This window comes from Streptacidiphilus sp. MAP12-16 (assembly GCF_041262165.1).
Lineage (GTDB): Bacteria > Actinomycetota > Actinomycetes > Streptomycetales > Streptomycetaceae > Streptacidiphilus.
In genome coordinates this window covers 381254-397552 of sequence record NZ_JBGCBY010000001.1, presented here as the reverse complement: position 1 = coordinate 397552, position 16299 = coordinate 381254, and the positions used below count along the sequence as shown (strand labels likewise).

Here is a 16299-nt window from a genome sequence, read left to right as displayed (position 1 = left end):
CACCCCTGGTTGCCTGGAGAATGTCCCCGTGCGGATACAACTGCTCGGCCCGCTTCTGGTCACCGACGCCGACGGCAGGCCCGTCGATCTCGGCGGCATCCGGCTGCGCGTCCTCCTCGCCGCTCTCGCCCTGGACGCCGACCACCCGGTGTCCGCGACCAGCCTGACCGACACCCTGTGGCCGGACGATCGGCCGGCCAATCCTGCCAACGCCCTGCAGGCGCTGGTCTCCCGGCTCCGCGCCGCGCTCGGCCGCGACCAGGTCGCCGCCACTCCCGCCGGATACCGCCTCGTCCTCGACCCCGCGGAGGTCGACGTCCACCGCTTCACCCGACTGGTGCGCCCCTCGCCGTCGCACACCACCCCCCATCAACCCACCCTCCAGCCGCGCGTCGTCCAGCAGCGCATCGTCCAGCAGACCACCGCGCAGCAGCTCGCCGACGCCCTCGCCCTCTGGCGCGGCCCCGCGCTCGCAGACGTGCCGGGGTTCCCCGAGGCCGCCGCCCGTCTGGAGGCCCTGCGCGAGAACGCCCGCGAGGACCTGCTCGAAGCCCGGCTGACCGCAGGTCAGGGCCCGGATCTGCTGGGCGAGTTGCAGTCGCTCACCGCCGCCGCTCCGCTGCGCGAGCGCCCTCGGGCCCTGCTGATGCGCGCCCTGCACCAGGCCGGGCGCACCACCGAAGCCCTCGCCGTGTTCGAGGCGGGCCGCGTCCTGGTCGCGGACGAGCTCGGCGCCGATCCCTCGCCGCTGCTCCGCGACGCCCACCTGGCCGTCCTCACCACCGACGCCCCGCCCCGGCCGCCCGCCGACGCACCGGCGACGCCTGCGCCTGCGCACCCCGCGCTCCCGGCCCCGCTGACCAGCTTCCTGGGCCGGGAGGCCGATCTCGCCGCTGTCCACTCCGCCCTGGACACCTCCCGGCTGGTCACCCTCACCGGCCCCGGCGGCACCGGTAAGACCCGCCTCGCCCTGGAGGCCGCGGCCGCCAGCGCCCTGCCCCAGGTCCGGCTGGTGGAACTCGCGTCAGTGAGCAACCCGGCCGACATCCCCTCCGTCGTGCTCACCACACTCCAGCTGCGCGAGTCCGCCGCCACCCAGCGGCCGAGCACCGTCCCACACCCGGTCGCCGAGACGTCGGACCGGATCGTCGCCGCGCTCGGCAACCGGCTGCTGCTCCTGGTCCTGGACAACTGCGAGCACCTGGTCGACGCGGCCGCCGCGCTCACCGCCCGCCTCCTCGCCGACTGCCCCGGCCTGCGCGTTCTCGCCACGAGCCGGGAACCCCTCGGCATCACCGGCGAGCAGTTGCACCCGGTCCCTCCACTGGGCTTCCCCGCCGACCCGCACGACGACGAGCTGCTGAGCCTGGATCAGGCGCTCGCCTTCCCCGCCGTCCGGCTGTTCGCCGACCGCGCCGCCGCCGTCCGGCCCGGCTACAACCCGGGGCCTGAGGACCTACCTGCCGTCGTCCGCATCTGTCGCGCCCTGGACGGTCAGCCGCTCGCGATCGAACTGGCCGCCGCCCGGCTGCGCACTCTCGACCCGGCGCAGATCGACCAGCGCCTGGCCCGGCGCTTCCACCTGCTCACCGGCGGCAGCCGGGTCGCCCTCCCGCGTCACCGCACCCTGCGCGCCGTCGTGGACTGGAGCTGGGACCTGCTGGAGAAGCCCGAACGCACGCTGCTGGCACAGATGTCGGTGTTCGCCGGCGGCGCCGACCTGGAGACCGTCGAGCAGGTCTGCCCCACCACCGGACTGCCCGCCGACGACGTACTCGACACGCTCTCCTCTCTGGTCGACAAGTCGCTGGTCAGCCGGACCCCCGGCGGCCGCTACCGGCTGCTGGAGACCATCCGCGCCTACGCCGCGGAGAAGCTGGACGGCCGCGGCGCGACCGCCGCCACCCGCGACGCACACGCGGCGCACTTTCTCTCCTTCGCCGAGCGGGGCGAGCCCCATCTCTACGTCACCGGACAGGTCGCCTGGATCGCCCGCTTCCTCGCGGACCACGACAACCTCATCGCCGCCCTGCGCTGGTCCGTCCAGCAGGGCGACGCGGAGACGGCGCAGCGGCTGGTCGCCGCCCTGGGCTGGTACCTGTGGCGGCGCGGCGAGCGCGGCGAGAACCTGCCGCTGATCCACCAGGCTCTCGCCCTGCCCGCCGAGGACGTGCCGCTCCTGGCCCGAGCGGTCGCGCACGGCATCACCGCCCTCTACAGCCTGGACACCACCTGGGACCTCGTCTGGACGCACGGACTGCTGCGGACCGCACTGGCCCTGCGGGACGCGCTCGGCGACTCGCTCGGCCATCGGATGCTGCGGATGCTGGACATCATGTCGGCGCTGTTCGAGCAGAAGGACTGGCACATCGAGGCGCTCGCGAACGAGCTCTTCGACGATCCCGACCCGTGGGTGCGCGCGGTCTCCAGGATGTTCATGGGGTACTCGCTGCAGAACACCGGCCGCGCGGACGAGGCCGAGCAGTACCTGCGCGACGCCGCCGAACGCTTCCGCGAGGTCGGCGACCTGTGGGGCCGTTCCTTCGCCACGGCCGGACTCGCCGACTACGCCCAGTGGCGCGGCGACGTGGACGAGGCGGTCCGGCTCTGGGAGCTCGCCATCGACTACGAGCGGCAGTTGGGCGTGCACGCCGACTCGGGCGACTACCGGGCGCGCCTGCTCACGGTCAGGACCTCAGGTGCGACCATCACCGCGGCCGCGATCGCGGAGTTGGAGGCCGAGACGGCCACCGCCTCCAGGGAGGGCACCTGGAGCGTGGTCATCGCCACGCACTGCGCGCTCGCCGAGGCGTACCGGCGGGCCGGAACGCCGGAGCTGGGACGGCCGTTGCTGCAACGGGCGACCCAGCTGGTGGGCACCACGACGGGTGGCGCCCCGCAGGTCAAGGCCCTCCTCGCCGGTTCCATGGGCTACATCGAGACGGCCTGCGGGGACCTGGCAGCCGCCTCCGTCCAGCACCACCTCGCGCTGACGGCGGCCGTCGCCGCCTACGACGGGCCGATCATCGCCTACTGCCTGCAGGGCTGGGCCGATCTGATGCTTCGTCAGGACGAGCCCGCCCGTGCGGCGGAGCTGCTCGGCGCCGCGCACACCCAGCGCGGGATGCCGGACCTGTCCTCGGCCGACGTCGCCCGGATCGCCGCAGCGGCCACGGAGGCGCTCGGCAAGACGGGCTACGCGGAGGCGTACGAACGCGGCCGGACCACCCCCAAGGAGCAGGTGCTCTCCTCCTTGGGGGTGGCTCCCGCCGCCGTTCCGCCTGCTGACGCCCGTCCGTGACCGCCGGTCAGCCGGCTCAGCTCCGCCGCTGGTAGGCGCGCAGCGCCAGCGGGAAGAAGACCAGCACGAAGGCCGCCGCCCAGAGCAGGGCGTGTATCACCGAGGTCTGCACCGCCCCGCCGGCGAGCAGCCCGCGCATCGCGTCGACCAGCGAGGTCACCGGATTCACCTTCACCCACGCCTGCATCCAGCCGGGCATCGAGGACACGCTGACGAAGGCGCTGGACGAGAAGGTGAGCGGGAACATCACCACGAAGGACATCATCTGCACCTTCTCCGGGCTGGCCGCGACCAGACCGATCAGCACCGACATCCACGACATCGCCAGTGCGAACAGCAGCATCAGCAGCATCGCGCCGACCACGCCGAGCGCGCTGTGCGGACGGAAGCCGAGCAGCACGCCCACCCCCAGCAGCAGCGCCAGCGCCCACACCTGCTTGAACAGATCCGCCAGGACCCGCCCCGCGAGCGGCGCCGATCGGGCGATCGGCAGGCTGCGCAGCCGGTCGAAGACTCCCTTGTGGATGTCGGTGTTCAGGCCGATCGCGGTGTTCAGCGTGGCGAAGAGCCCGTTCTGCACGATGATCCCGGCCAACGCGTACTGCAGGTACGCGTGGGTCGAGCCGGACATCTGGCCACCGAAGACGTAGGTGAACAGCAGCAGGAACATGATCGGCTGGATGCTGAGGTCCATCAGCTCCATCGGGTTGTGCTTGATCTGCACCAGGTTGCGCCAGGCCAGGGTCGCGGTGTGCTGGAGCCCGGTGAGCACGCCCACCCGGCCCGGTGCGGCTGTCGCGGTCATCGTCGCCATGGGTCAGACTCCTGCCTTCATCGTCTCGGCTGCGGTGGGCTTCACCGTCTCGTTCCGGTCCCCGATCAGGGTCAGGAACACCTCGTCCAGACTGGAACCGCGCAGCGACAGCTCGCCCACCGCCAGCCCCGCCTGCTCCAGCCGGCGCACCACGGCCGGCATCAGCGCCACATCCCGTACCGGGACGCTGACCAGGCCGTTGTGCACCTCGACGCCCTCACCGGCCAGCGCCGCCACCTGCCCGAGGACCGCGTCCAGGTCTGCCGGGCGCAACGGACGCAGCTCCAGCACCTGCCCGCCGACCTGCGCCTTCAGCGCCTCGGGGGTACCTCCGGCGATGACCCTGCCGTGGTCGATGACGACGATCTCGTCCGCGAGCTGGTCGGCCTCCTCCAGGTACTGCGTGGTCAGCAGCACGCTGACACCCTCGGCAACCAGCCCCCGGACGATCTCCCAGAGCTCGCCCCGGCTGTGCGGGTCGAGGCCGGTGGTGGGTTCGTCCAGGAAGAGCACCTGCGGTCGGCCGACCAGCGAGGCCGCCAGGTCCAGCCGGCGGCGCATCCCGCCCGAGAAGGTACCGGCCGCCCGTCCCCCGGCCTCGCTCAGTCCGAAGCGCTCCAGCAGCTCGGCCGCCCGCGCCCTGGCGTCCTGCCGCGACAGCCCGACCAGCCGCCCGATCATCAGCAGGTTCTCGCTGCCGGTGAGCATCTCGTCGACGGCCGCGTACTGGCCGGTGAGCCCGATCTGTGCGCGCACCGCGCCTGCCTCGCGGACCACGTCGTGCCCGCCGACCAGAGCCCGCCCGGCGTCCGGCCGCAGCAGCGTCGCCAGGATGCGCACCACGGTGGTCTTCCCCGCACCATTGGGCCCGAGCACCCCCAGCACCGTCCCGCTGCGGGCCACCAGATCCACTCCGTCCAGCGCCCGTGTCTCCCGGAACGTCTTGACCAGGCCTTCTGCCTGGAATGCATAGGTCATCGCGGGTCTCCCCCATCGTCAGCCGTCTTCCTCGCCGACGACTCTGCTCCACGCCGCTGACATATCGCTGAGACGAATCTCTCGCTGCTGACAGGCCACTGACACGCACTTCCGCCCCGCCCGCCCGGACAATGGTCGGGTGCCGACCACGCTTGAAGCCCAACGCCGCGCTGACGCGTCCCCGTTCGTCGACCTCGACCGGGCGGAGTGGAGCGCGCTGCACGACCGCACCCCGCTGCCGCTGACCGCCGCCGAGGTCGAACGGCTGCGGGGCCTCGGCGACGTCATCGACCTCACGGAGGTCCAGGACGTCTACCTGCCGCTGTCGCGCCTGCTCAATCTGTACGTCACCGCCACCGGGCGGCTGCGCGGCGCGCTCAACGCCTTCCTGGACAGCAACGAGCACACCCACACCCAGCCGGGCACCCCCTTCGTCATCGGCGTGGCCGGGAGCGTCGCCGTCGGCAAGTCCACGACGGCCCGCGTGCTGCAGGCGATGCTGGCCCGCTGGCCGGAGCACCCGCGGGTCGAGCTGGTGACCACCGACGGCTTCCTGCTGCCCAACGCGGAGCTGCGCCGCCGGGGCCTGATGGCCCGCAAGGGCTTTCCCGAGTCCTACGACCGCCGCGCGCTGACCCGCTTCGTCGCCGACGTGAAGTCGGGCAAGGAGGAGGTCAGCGCACCGGTCTACTCGCACCTGGTCTACGACATCGTCGACGACGAGCGGCTCACGGTGCGCCGTCCCGACATCCTGATCGTCGAGGGCCTCAACGTGCTGCAACCGGCGCTGCCGGGGCTCGACGGCCGCACCCGGGTCGCCGTCGCCGACTTCTTCGACTTCTCGATCTACGTGGACGCGCGCGCCGACGACATCGAGCGCTGGTACCTGGAGCGCTTCCGCAAGCTGCGGGAGACGGCCTTCCAGGACCCCTCCTCCTACTTCCGGCGTTTCACCGAGGTCCCCGAGGAGGAGGCGCTGGACTACGGCCGGCAGGTCTGGCGCAGCATCAACCGCCCCAACCTGCTGGAGAACGTCGCGCCCACCCGCGGCCGGGCCAGCCTGATCCTGCGCAAGGGCGCGGACCACAAGGTCCAGCGGGTACGCCTGCGCAAGCTGTAAGCGTGCCCGCATACGGCTTTCGCGTTCGGGAGTGATCAAGCTCTGCTCGATCACTCCCGAACCAGGGACCTACTGGCCGAGCCGCTGCCGCACGACCTCCGCCAGCGAGCCGGCGATCCGCTCCGCCTGCGCGACGTCCGCCGCCTCGACCATGACCCGCACCAGCGGCTCCGTGCCGGAGGGTCGCAGCAGCACCCGCCCGGTGGCGCCGAGTTCGGCCTCGGCCTCGGCGACTGCCAGCAGCAGCCCCTCGTCCGTGGCCGCGCGCCCCTTGTCGACGTTCTTCACGTTGATCAGGATCTGCGGCAGCCGGGTCATCACGCCGGCCAGGTCCGCCAGCGACTGCTTGGTCGCGGCGACCCGAGCCGCCAGCATCAGCCCGGTGAGGGTGCCGTCGCCGGTGGTCGCGTGGTCCAGGAAGATGACATGACCGGACTGCTCCCCGCCCAGGGTGTAGCCGTGCTGCTTCATCGACTCCAGGACGTAGCGGTCGCCCACCGCGGTCTGCACCAGGTCGATGCCCTCGCGCTGCATGGCGAGCTTGAAGCCGAGGTTGGACATCACGGTGCCGACGACGGTGTTCTTGCCCAGCGTCCCGGTCTCGCGCATGGAGCAGGCGAGTACGGCGAGGATCTGGTCCCCGTCCACCTCGTTGCCCTCGGCGTCCACGGCCAGGCAGCGGTCGGCGTCGCCGTCGTGGGCGATGCCCAGGTCGGCGCCGTGCTCCAGCACGGCGGCGCACAGCGGCTCCAGGTGGGTGGAGCCGATGCCGTCATTGATGTTGAGGCCGGTCGGGGCATCCCCGATGGTGTGCACGACCTCGGCCCCGGCCCGCCGGAACACCTCGGGCGAGACCCTCGCTGCCGCGCCGTGCGCGCCGTCGATGACGACCTTCAACCCGTCGAGCCGGTTCGGCAGTACGGACAGCAGGTGCGTGAGGTACTGCTCGAACCCCTCCTCGTGGTCCCGGACCCGGCCGACGGCCTCGCCGGTGGGACGGGTCCAGTCGTGGCCCTCGAACCGCTCGTAGATCGCCTCGATGGCGTCCTCGATCTCGTCGTCGAGCTTGTGCCCGCCGCGCGCGAGGAACTTGATCCCGTTGTCCGGCATCGGGTTGTGGCTGGCGGACAGCATCACGCCGAAGTCCGCGCCGAGCTCGCCGGTGAGGTAGGCCACCGCAGGAGTCGGCAGTACGCCGACCCTCAGCACGTCCACCCCGGAACTGGCCAGCCCGGCGATGACGGCCGCCTCCAGGAACTCGCCCGAGGCGCGCGGGTCGCGACCGACCACCGCGACCGGGCGGTGGCCCTCGAAGGCCCCCGCGTCACCGAGGACGTGCGCGGCCGCCACCGACAGGCCCAGGGCCAGTTCGGCGGTGAGGTCCACGTTCGCCAGTCCGCGCACGCCGTCCGTGCCAAAGAGTCGTCCCACTGCTGTTTCCTCCGCGGCTCATCACCAAGGGCGCTGCCGGCGCCCGCCTACCCCCGTAGGTCCAACGGTTGGTCCAAAGAACGCAGCACGCCCCGGGGCACATGGTGTGCTCCCGGGGCGTGACAGTCCAGCTCCGGTCCGACAAGGGCGACCGGAACGGGGAGGCTTAGCGCTTGCTGTACTGCGGTGCCTTGCGAGCCTTCTTCAGACCGGCCTTCTTGCGCTCGACGGCGCGCGGGTCACGGGTGAGGAAGCCGGCCTTCTTCAGGGCCGGGCGGTTCGCGTCGACGTCGACCTCGTTCAGCGCGCGGGCGACACCGAGGCGCAGGGCGTACGCCTGGCCGGAGATGCCACCGCCGTTGATGCGGGCGATGATGTCGTAACGGCCGTCGAGCTCAAGGAGCTTGAAGGGCTCGTTGACGATCTGCTGGTGCACCTTGTTGGGGAGGTACTCCTCCAGGGTGCGACCGTTGATCTTCCACACGCCGGTGCCGGGGACGATGCGCACGCGGGCGATCGCCTCCTTGCGGCGGCCCAGGCCGGCGGCCGGAACGGCCTCGGCGAAGCGGCCCGCGAGGGACTCGCTGGTGTACTCGGTCTCCTCGACCTCGATCTCGAAGGTCTCCTCGACCTCGAGCGGGGTCTCGGCAGTGGTCTCGGCCACGATTCTCCTCAGCTACTTCTTCTAGATTCGGGGGTGGCCGGTATTACTGCGCGACCTGGGTGATCTCGAACGGCACCGGACGCTGGGCAGCGTGCGGGTGCTGGTCGCCCGAGTAGACCTTCAGCTTGGAGAGCATCTGACGACCCAGGGAGTTCTTGGGGATCATGCCCTTGATGGCCTTCTCGACGGCCTTCTCCGGGTTCTTGTCCAGGAGGTCGTCGTAGCGCACGGAGCGCAGGCCACCCGGGTAACCGGAGTGGCGGTAGGCCAGCTTCTGGGTCTTCTTGTTCCCGGACAGGTGCACCTTGTCCGCGTTGATGATGATGACGAAGTCACCCATATCAAGGTGCGGCGCGTACACCGGCTTGTGCTTACCCCGGAGGAGGTTCGCGGCCTGGGAGGCCAGGCGGCCGAGAACGACGTCTTGAGCGTCGATAACGAGCCACTGACGCTGGACGTCGCCGGGCTTGGGGCTGTACGTACGCACGGTCGTAGCCTTCGCTTTTCAGTGAGTGTGTCCTGACTGGACCACCCGGACGATCAGAAGCAGCCAGGACATGCTTCCCCGGACGCAATCGGATGGGCACGTCGCTGCTTATCGGCCCGGTGGACCGGCGTACCGACCTCTCACGTGAGATGGAGCGAGCCAATACGCACAACGAACTCGCAGGATACCGGCACGGAGCCGCACGGGTCAAAACCGCCCGTTCGGGACCGCAGCACCTGCAAGCCGTCGCCAGTCTACGTGCTCCGCGGGCTACCTATCCCTGATCACCCGCGTCTCGTCCCAGACCGGCTCGGGAGCCTCGTACACGCGCCCGTCCGAACCGAAGACCACGAAGCGGTCGAAGGACCGTGCGAACCAACGGTCATGGGTGACCGAGAGCACCGTTCCCTCGAAGCCCTCCAACCCCTCCTGAAGTGCCTCTGCGCTCTCCAGATCGAGGTTGTCGGTGGGCTCGTCCAGAAGCAGCGCGGTGGCCCCGGAGAGCTCCAGCCGGAGGATCATCAGCCGGGCCTGCTGGCCGCCGGAGAGGTCCTGGAAACGCTGGTCCTCCTGGTGATGCAACTCATAGCGGCGCAGCGCGCTCATCGCCGCCTTGCGGTCCATGGCGTGCTCGGACTCCAGGATCTCCCTGGTCGTCCGCCCGAACAGCTCCGGGTGGGCGTGGGTCTGCGCGAAGTGCCCGGGGACGACCCGTGCACCCAGCTTCCAGCTGCCGCTGTGGGCCACCTGCTGACCCGCGAGCAGCCGTAGGAAGTGCGACTTCCCCGACCCGTTGGAGCCCAGCACGGCGACCCGCTCACCGTAGAAGACCTCCAGGTCGAAGGGCTTCATCAGCCCGGTCAGCTCCAGCCCCTGGCAGGTCACCGCCCGCACCCCGGTCCGGCCGCCCTTGAGCCGCATGCTGATCTGCTGCTCGCGCGGCGGGATCTCCGGCGGGCCGGCCTCCAGGAACTTCTTCAGCCTGGTCTGCGCGGCCTGGTAGCGGGACGCGAGCCCGTCGTTGAACGCCGCCTTCGTCTTCAGGGTGTTGACCAGCTGCTTCAGCTTGGCGTGCTCCTCGTCCCAGCGACGGCGCAGCTCCTCGAGCCGCTCGAAGCGCTCCTTGCGGGCGTCGTGGTACGAGGCGAAGCCCTCGCCGTGCACCCAGACCCGGCTGCCGGCCGGGCCCGGCTCCACGCTGATGATCTTCTCGGCGGTGGCGGCCAGCAGCTCCCGGTCGTGCGAGATGAACAGCACCGTCTTGGGTGTGGAGCGGATCTGCTCCTCCAGCCAGCGCTTCCCCGGCACGTCCAGGTAGTTGTCCGGCTCGTCCAGCAGCAGCACCTCGTCGGGGCCGCGCAGCAGCGCCTCCAGGACGAGCCGTTTCTGCTCGCCGCCCGAGAGCGTGTTCAGGCCGCGCCACTGCGCCCGGTCGTACGGCATGCCGAGCGCGGCCGTGGTGCAGACGTCCCAGGTCGTCTCGTACTCGTAGCCGCCGACGTCGGCCCAGTCGGCGAGCGCCTGCGCGTAGGCGAGCTGGGCCCGCTCGTCGTCCTGCGCCATCATCGCCAGCTCGGCGGCGTCCACCGCCCGCGCCCCGGTCCGGATCCGCGGCGGCGCCACGGACACCAGCAGGTCGCGGACGGACGCGTCGGAGGGGAGCACGTGCTCGTCGTCCTCCGCGTCACCGCCCCGCCCGGTCGTCCCGACGAACTGCCGCATGACGCCGAGGCCGCCGCTGATCGTGACCGACCCGCCGTGCGGCTGGAGGTCTCCGGCGACCATCCGCAACAGGGTGGTCTTCCCCGCGCCGTTCGCCCCGACGAGCGCGACCGCCGCCCCCTCCCCCACCCGGAAGGACGCGTCATCAAACAGCACCCGCCCGTCGGGCAGGTAGTACTCCAGGTGCGAAATCTCGACGTGTCCCATGGTGGGCAATTCTCCGCTGCCCACCGGCGCCGCCCAAACCAGTTTTTCTGCGGCCCCCACCTTGCACAGCCGCACCCCCGGGCACCCCTCTCACCGAATCCGGTTATGCTCCCGGCCCATGAGCAAAGGGCCTGAGCCGGACAAAGCCACGAAGCCGCTCCCTCGCCGGGGAGCCGACTCGTCGGGCCGTATCCCCACTCAGTACGGCCCCGGCAACCCGATCGCCAAGAGGCTGACGAACAATCAGTTCCGGTTCCGCCCGGGCTCGCCCAGCGATGTCGCCGCCAAGCCGCAGCAACCCGCCGAGTCGGCCCACGAGATCTTCACCGCCATAGCGGAGGACAAGGCCGCGCAGGACCGGCGGCGCGGCCGCCTCTGGCTCGGAGCGGGGCTGGTGGCCCTGCTCTGCCTGGTCGCAGCCGGCGTCACCCTGCTGTCGTCGGGCTCCGGCAGACCGGTCGCCAAGCAGCTCCCCCCGGTCGTGCCGTCCGCGCTGCTGCCGTCAGCCGGGGGGCCCCAGCCGACCCATGACGCCCCGTCGCCCAGCGCGTCGAGCCTGCCCAGCGCGTCGGCCAAGCCCAGCGCCGTCCCACTCGACCCGCTGGTCGTCATCTCCAACGCGAGTACGGACACCGCGCCACTGACCCTGACCACGCTCTTCCCCGGTCGAATGGTCACCGTCAGCGCCCATTCCTACACCCAGGCGCTGACAGTCGCCTCTGCCTGCGCACCGGCGGCGACCGCGCCGCTCGCCGCCGTGCTCGTTCGCAACGGATGCCACCAGGTGTTCCGCGCCACCTACGGCAGCGGGACCACGGCCGCGACCGTGGGCGTCGCCGTCTTCGACACCGCCGCCCAGGCCAATGCGGTCAAGCAGCAGGCCATCGCGGGCAACCTCGAACCCCTGTCCGGCGGCGCCGTCCCCGTCTTCTGCCACGCCGTCGCGTGCCGCCTCTCCGTGAACGCCTTCGGCCGGTACGCCTACTTCACCGTCGCCGGGTACACCACCGGGAAGCCCGTTCCGCCGGCCGACACCGCCGCGATGACGGCGGGGACCGACATGGGCCGGATGGTCTTCGAGAACCTCGCCACACGCGCCCGCGCCGAGGCCGTCCAGCACTGACCGCCCTGCCCGCCGCCGCCCAGCTCAGCGCGGCGCCCCCTCCTGTCCCAGCACCCGCAGGTTCCGCGCCGCGCGGCTGCGCGCCGCCAGGTCGGCGTCTGCGGGGTAGCCGACCTGCTCCAGGGTCAGGCCGTACGGGCGGACCACGTTCACCGCGGAGTTGCGCACACCCCCGGCCAGCACCTCACCGGGGAACGAGACCGGCCGCTGCCCGCTGCCGACCAGCAGCATCGAGCCGACCAGCGCCCGCACCATGTTGTGGCAGAAGGCGTCGGCCCTGACCGTGCCGATCACCAGTCCCGGCAGCTCCGGCCCGAGCAGCGCGTCGCCGGCCACTCGCTCCCAGCGGAACTCCAACAGCTCTCGGATCGTCGTCGCGCCCTCGCGCTTCTTGCAGTACGCCGCGAAGTCGTGCTCGCCCACCAGCAGCTTCGCCGCCTGGTTCATGGCATCCAGGTCCAGCGGACGGTCGTGCCACAGCACGTGCCCGCGCCGCAGCGGGTCCACCCCGGCCGGGTGGTCGCAGACCCGGTACGCGTAGCGCCGCCAGATCGCCGAGAAGCGTGCGTCAAAGCCCGCCGGCGCCTCCGCCACGCTCCACACCCGGATGTCGCCTGGCAGCCGCCCAGCCAGCCGCCGACGCAGCTTCTCGCCCTCCGCAGCCCACAGCTCGCCCGGCAGGTCGACGTGTGCGACCTGGCCACGCGCATGCACGCCCGCGTCCGTGCGCCCGGCGACCGTCAGCGCGAACAGCTCCGGTTGCCGAAGCACCACCCGGATCGCGTCCTCCAGCTCGCCCTGGACGGTCCGCCGGCCGCTCTTCTGCTTGGCCCAGCCGGAGAAGTCCGTCCCGTCGTACGACAGGTCGAGACGCACCCGCACGAGCCCGTCAGCCGGCCCGTCCTGCCGGGGCGGCAGCTCCTCGCAGTCAGTCATCACGTCTCTCCCCAGAGATGAGAACGGGCCCGCCTTCCCCGGGGGGAAAGCGGGCCCGCAGCGGAGGCGATCAGGCCTCCTCGGTCTCCTCGACCACGGCGTCGGCCGGAGCGGTGTCCTCGACGACCTCGGCAGCCGGAGCGGCGGCCTCGGTGTCCTCGACGACCTCGGCAGCCGGAGCGGCGGCCTCGGTCTCCTTGACGGAACGCTTGGTCGCAGCCTCGGCCTCGCCGACGGCGGTCTGGGCCACAGTCAGCGCCTCGACCAGCTCGATGACGGCCATCGGGGCGTTGTCGCCACGACGGGGGCCGATCTTGGTGATACGGGTGTAGCCACCGGGACGGTTCTCGTAGCGAGGCGCGATCTCGGTGAACAGGGTGTGCAGCACAGACACGTCGGTGATGACCTTGCGGGCCTCACGGCGGTTGTGGATGTCACCCTTCTTGCCCTTGGTGATCAGCTTCTCCGCGAGCGGACGCATACGACGGGCCTTGGCCTCGGTCGTGGTGATGCGGCCGTACTGGAACAGCTCACGGCACAGACCGGCGAGCAGCAGACGCTCGTGGGCCGGGCCGCCACCGAGGCGGGCACCCTTTGCGGGGCGAGGCATGGTGTCTCCTTGGATCTCCGGCCCCCGGCCGTATCAGGTACCGGGGCGGGCGTACGGGCGCTGTTGCCCGAACGACTTGGGATGCAGTGCAGCTTTCAAGCAATGCAGCTCTCAAGAATAGGGGACCGCCGGAGCGATCCCCTATTCGATCAATCTCAGTACTGCTCGGTCTCCGCGAAGCCCGGGTCGTCGTCGTCGGCGCCGAAGGCGTCGGCGGCGGCGGTCGGGTCGAATCCGGGCGGGCTGTCCTTGAGGGCCAGGCCCATGCCGGCCAGCTTCGCCTTGACCTCGTCGATCGACTTCGCACCAAAGTTGCGAATGTCGAGCAGGTCGGCCTCGGAGCGGGCGACGAGCTCACCCACGGAGTGGATGCCCTCGCGCTTGAGGCAGTTGTACGACCGAACGGTGAGCTCGAGCTCCTCGATCGGCAGGGCGAGGTCGGCGGCCAGGGCGGCGTCCGTGGGGGACGGGCCCATGTCGATGCCCTCGGCGTCGATGTTCAGCTCGCGGGCGAGACCGAACAGCTCCACCAGGGTCTTGCCGGCCGAGGCCATGGCGTCACGGGGACGCATGGCGGGCTTGGTCTCGACGTCGACGATGAGCTTGTCGAAGTCGGTACGCTGCTCGACTCGGGTCGCCTCGACCTTGTAGGTGACCTTGAGCACCGGGCTGTAGATGGAGTCGACCGGGATACGGCCGATCTCCTGGCCCGACTGCTTGTTCTGCACGGCGGAGACGTAGCCGCGACCGCGCTCGACGGTCAGCTCCATCTCCAGCTTGCCCTTGCCGTTGAGCGTGGCGAGGACCAGCTCGGGGTTGTGCACCTCGACACCGGCCGGGGGCGCGATGTCGGCGGCGGTGACCAGACCCGGGCCCTGCTTGCGCAGGTACATCACGACGGGCTCGTCGTGCTCCGAGGAGACGACCAGCTGCTTGATGTTCAGGATGAGGTCGGTGACGTCCTCCTTGACGCCCGGCACGGTGGTGAACTCGTGCAGGACACCGTCGATCCGGATGCTGGTGACAGCAGCGCCGGGAATCGAGGAGAGGAGCGTGCGACGGAGCGAGTTGCCGAGGGTGTAGCCGAAGCCCGGCTCCAGCGGCTCGATCACGAACCGGGAGCGGAATTCGTCGACGACCTCTTCGGTCAGCGACGGGCGCTGAGCGATCAGCATGGGTGTTCCTCCAGTGGTCTTCGGCACCCACTATTTGATGCCGACGAAAGCAAGGATACGGCCCCCTGGTGTAAGGGGGCCGTATCCTCAGGCGATTGCCTGCCGAACGGTCAGACGAGGCACTCGCTTGGACCAAGCGCCAAAACGGCGAACGATCTCAGACGAGGCACTCGCTTGGACCAAGCGCCAAAACGGCGAACGGTCAGACGCGGCGACGCTTGGGCGGGCGGCAGCCGTTGTGCGGGGTGGGGGTGACGTCCTGGATCGAGCCGACCTCCAGGCCGGTGGCCTGGATGGAGCGGATCGCGGTCTCGCGGCCGGAGCCCGGACCCTTCACGAAGACGTCGACCTTGCGCATGCCGTGCTCCTGGGCACGACGCGCGGCAGCCTCCGCGGCCATCTGCGCGGCGAACGGAGTCGACTTGCGGGAGCCCTTGAAGCCGACGTGGCCCGAGGACGCCCACGCGATCACGTTGCCCGAGGGGTCCGTGATCGAGACGATGGTGTTGTTGAACGTGCTCTTGATGTGCGCGTGGCCGTGAGCCACGTTCTTCTTTTCCTTGCGGCGGATCTTCTTCGCGCCGGCAGCCTGACGACCCTTGGGGGGCATAAGTCTGTTTCTCCTACTGAGGTGGTCGGTCCGCTAGCCCAGCGGGCCGGATGTGAAGTCCGGTTAGTGGGGCGGACTACTTCTTGCCGGGCTTCTTCTTGCCGGCAATCGCGCGACGCGGACCCTTGCGAGTACGAGCGTTGGTGTGGGTCCTCTGACCGCGGACCGGGAGGCCACGACGGTGGCGGATGCCCTCGTAGCAGCCGATCTCGACCTTGCGGCGGATGTCGGCCTGGACCTCGCGGCGGAGGTCACCCTCGACCTTGTAGTTGGCGTCGACGAAGTCGCGCAGCTTGATGAGGTCTTCCTCGGCGAGGTCACGAACACGGATGTTCGGGTTCACGCCGGTCTCGGAGAGAGCCTGCTGCGAGCGGGTACGGCCGATGCCGTACACGTAGGTGAGGGCGATCTCGATCCGCTTTTCGCGAGGGAGATCAACGCCGGAAAGGCGTGCCATGAATGTGGCTCCTGTGTTCCTTCGGAGGTCTGACGCGATGCCTCCCGGCCAGCTGTGCTGGTCGAGCCCCGGCCTCCGGACCGAGGGTGGCAGTCCGCTCGTCGGTCAATCTGTGCAGATTGACCTACGTGCGGATCGGGCATCCCGCTTCATGTTGTTTTTCGCGTCGCGCGAAGAGTTACGACCCGTGAAGGGAAGTGATCAGCCCTGACGCTGCTTGTGACGCAGGTTCTCGCAGATCACCATGACCCGACCGTGACGGCGGATCACCTTGCACTTGTCGCAGATCTTCTTGACGCTCGGCTTGACCTTCATGGGATTCAGGTTCTCCGGGTCGAGCGCGCCGCGAGTCAACGCGGCGCGAGATCTGCTGCTTACTTGTACCGGTAGACGATGCGTCCACGGGTCAGGTCGTACGGGCTGAGCTCGACGACGACCCGATCGTCCGGGAGGATGCGGATGTAGTGCATACGCATCTTGCCGCTGATGTGGGCGAGGACTTTGTGCCCGTTCTGCAGCTCTACCTTGAACATGGCGTTCGGCAGAGACTCGATGACGGTGCCCTCGATCTCGATGGCGCCTTGCTTTTTGGCCATGTCCTGCGGGTATCGCCTTCCGGGGTTCGACTACCGTAGTCGGCACTCACGCAGGGACCGCTAAGTCC

At 70.3% G+C, this 16299-nt stretch carries 16 protein-coding genes; 3 read left to right on the top strand and 13 right to left on the bottom strand.

What is annotated here, in order from left to right; genetic code table 11:
* Positions 1 to 28: 28 nt before the first annotated feature.
* On the top strand, positions 29 to 3301 hold the full coding sequence (locus ABIA33_RS01825; RefSeq protein ID WP_370076118.1) for a BTAD domain-containing putative transcriptional regulator: 3273 nt from the start codon (positions 29 to 31) through the stop codon (positions 3299 to 3301).
* A gap of 16 nt (positions 3302 to 3317) precedes the next feature.
* Here the strand turns inward: ABIA33_RS01825 and ABIA33_RS01820 are convergent, their stop codons facing one another.
* Together ABIA33_RS01820 and ABIA33_RS01815 are read right to left on the bottom strand one after the other, a co-directional pair.
* Positions 3318 to 4115: an ABC transporter permease gene (locus ABIA33_RS01820; protein ID WP_370076116.1), complete on the bottom strand. Its 798-nt coding sequence runs from the start codon at positions 4113 to 4115 to the stop codon at positions 3318 to 3320.
* Positions 4116 to 4118: 3 nt separating this feature from the next.
* Entirely contained in the window at positions 4119 to 5093 is a 975-nt protein-coding gene (locus tag ABIA33_RS01815; protein ID WP_370076114.1) for an ATP-binding cassette domain-containing protein, read from the bottom strand.
* 139 nt (positions 5094 to 5232) lie between these two features.
* On the opposite strand from ABIA33_RS01815, the gene coaA reads away from it, so the two are divergent.
* On the top strand, positions 5233 to 6213 hold the full coding sequence (coaA, locus tag ABIA33_RS01810) for a type I pantothenate kinase (RefSeq protein WP_370076112.1): 981 nt from the start codon (positions 5233 to 5235) through the stop codon (positions 6211 to 6213).
* 69 nt (positions 6214 to 6282) lie between these two features.
* On the opposite strand, the gene glmM is transcribed toward coaA, so the two are convergent.
* The 4 genes from glmM to ABIA33_RS01790 all read right to left on the bottom strand — a co-directional run bounded on the left by glmM (position 6283) and on the right by ABIA33_RS01790 (position 10724).
* Positions 6283 to 7644 carry a phosphoglucosamine mutase gene (gene glmM / locus ABIA33_RS01805; protein ID WP_370076110.1) on the bottom strand — a complete coding sequence of 454 codons (1362 nt, stop codon included), beginning with the start codon at positions 7642 to 7644 and terminating at the stop codon, positions 6283 to 6285.
* 166 nt (positions 7645 to 7810) lie between these two features.
* The gene (gene rpsI / locus ABIA33_RS01800; RefSeq protein ID WP_370076108.1) at positions 7811 to 8308 is read right to left on the bottom strand and encodes a 30S ribosomal protein S9; all 498 of its coding nucleotides are present in this window, start codon (positions 8306 to 8308) and stop codon (positions 7811 to 7813) included.
* 43 nt (positions 8309 to 8351) lie between these two features.
* On the bottom strand, positions 8352 to 8795 hold the full coding sequence (rplM, locus tag ABIA33_RS01795; protein ID WP_370076106.1) for a 50S ribosomal protein L13: 444 nt from the start codon (positions 8793 to 8795) through the stop codon (positions 8352 to 8354).
* 270 nt (positions 8796 to 9065) lie between these two features.
* Positions 9066 to 10724 (bottom strand): ABC-F family ATP-binding cassette domain-containing protein, encoded by a 1659-nt coding sequence (locus tag ABIA33_RS01790; RefSeq protein ID WP_370076104.1) that lies wholly within the window; start codon positions 10722 to 10724, stop codon positions 9066 to 9068.
* A 118-nt stretch (positions 10725 to 10842) separates the two neighbouring features.
* On the opposite strand from ABIA33_RS01790, the gene ABIA33_RS01785 reads away from it, so the two are divergent.
* The gene (locus tag ABIA33_RS01785; protein WP_370076102.1) at positions 10843 to 11847 is read left to right on the top strand and encodes a hypothetical protein; all 1005 of its coding nucleotides are present in this window, start codon (positions 10843 to 10845) and stop codon (positions 11845 to 11847) included.
* 24 nt (positions 11848 to 11871) lie between these two features.
* Here the strand turns inward: ABIA33_RS01785 and truA are convergent, their stop codons facing one another.
* From truA to infA, 7 genes are all read right to left on the bottom strand, one after another.
* Positions 11872 to 12783 carry a tRNA pseudouridine(38-40) synthase TruA gene (gene truA, locus ABIA33_RS01780; RefSeq protein WP_370076100.1) on the bottom strand — a complete coding sequence of 304 codons (912 nt, stop codon included), beginning with the start codon at positions 12781 to 12783 and terminating at the stop codon, positions 11872 to 11874.
* A gap of 70 nt (positions 12784 to 12853) precedes the next feature.
* Entirely contained in the window at positions 12854 to 13393 is a 540-nt protein-coding gene (rplQ, locus tag ABIA33_RS01775; protein WP_370076098.1) for a 50S ribosomal protein L17, read from the bottom strand.
* 155 nt (positions 13394 to 13548) lie between these two features.
* Positions 13549 to 14568, bottom strand: a complete 1020-nt coding sequence (locus ABIA33_RS01770; RefSeq protein WP_182446179.1) for a DNA-directed RNA polymerase subunit alpha — start codon at positions 14566 to 14568, stop codon at positions 13549 to 13551.
* Positions 14569 to 14770: 202 nt separating this feature from the next.
* Positions 14771 to 15178 (bottom strand): 30S ribosomal protein S11, encoded by a 408-nt coding sequence (gene rpsK / locus ABIA33_RS01765; protein ID WP_030251538.1) that lies wholly within the window; start codon positions 15176 to 15178, stop codon positions 14771 to 14773.
* Between the two features lie 76 nt (positions 15179 to 15254).
* Positions 15255 to 15635, bottom strand: coding sequence for a 30S ribosomal protein S13 (rpsM, locus tag ABIA33_RS01760; protein ID WP_370076096.1), 381 nt, complete (start codon positions 15633 to 15635; stop codon positions 15255 to 15257).
* A gap of 201 nt (positions 15636 to 15836) precedes the next feature.
* Positions 15837 to 15950 (bottom strand): 50S ribosomal protein L36, encoded by a 114-nt coding sequence (rpmJ, locus tag ABIA33_RS01755; RefSeq protein WP_009740505.1) that lies wholly within the window; start codon positions 15948 to 15950, stop codon positions 15837 to 15839.
* Between the two features lie 59 nt (positions 15951 to 16009).
* Positions 16010 to 16231: a translation initiation factor IF-1 gene (gene infA / locus ABIA33_RS01750; RefSeq protein WP_003956442.1), complete on the bottom strand. Its 222-nt coding sequence runs from the start codon at positions 16229 to 16231 to the stop codon at positions 16010 to 16012.
* Positions 16232 to 16299 lie beyond the last annotated feature (68 nt).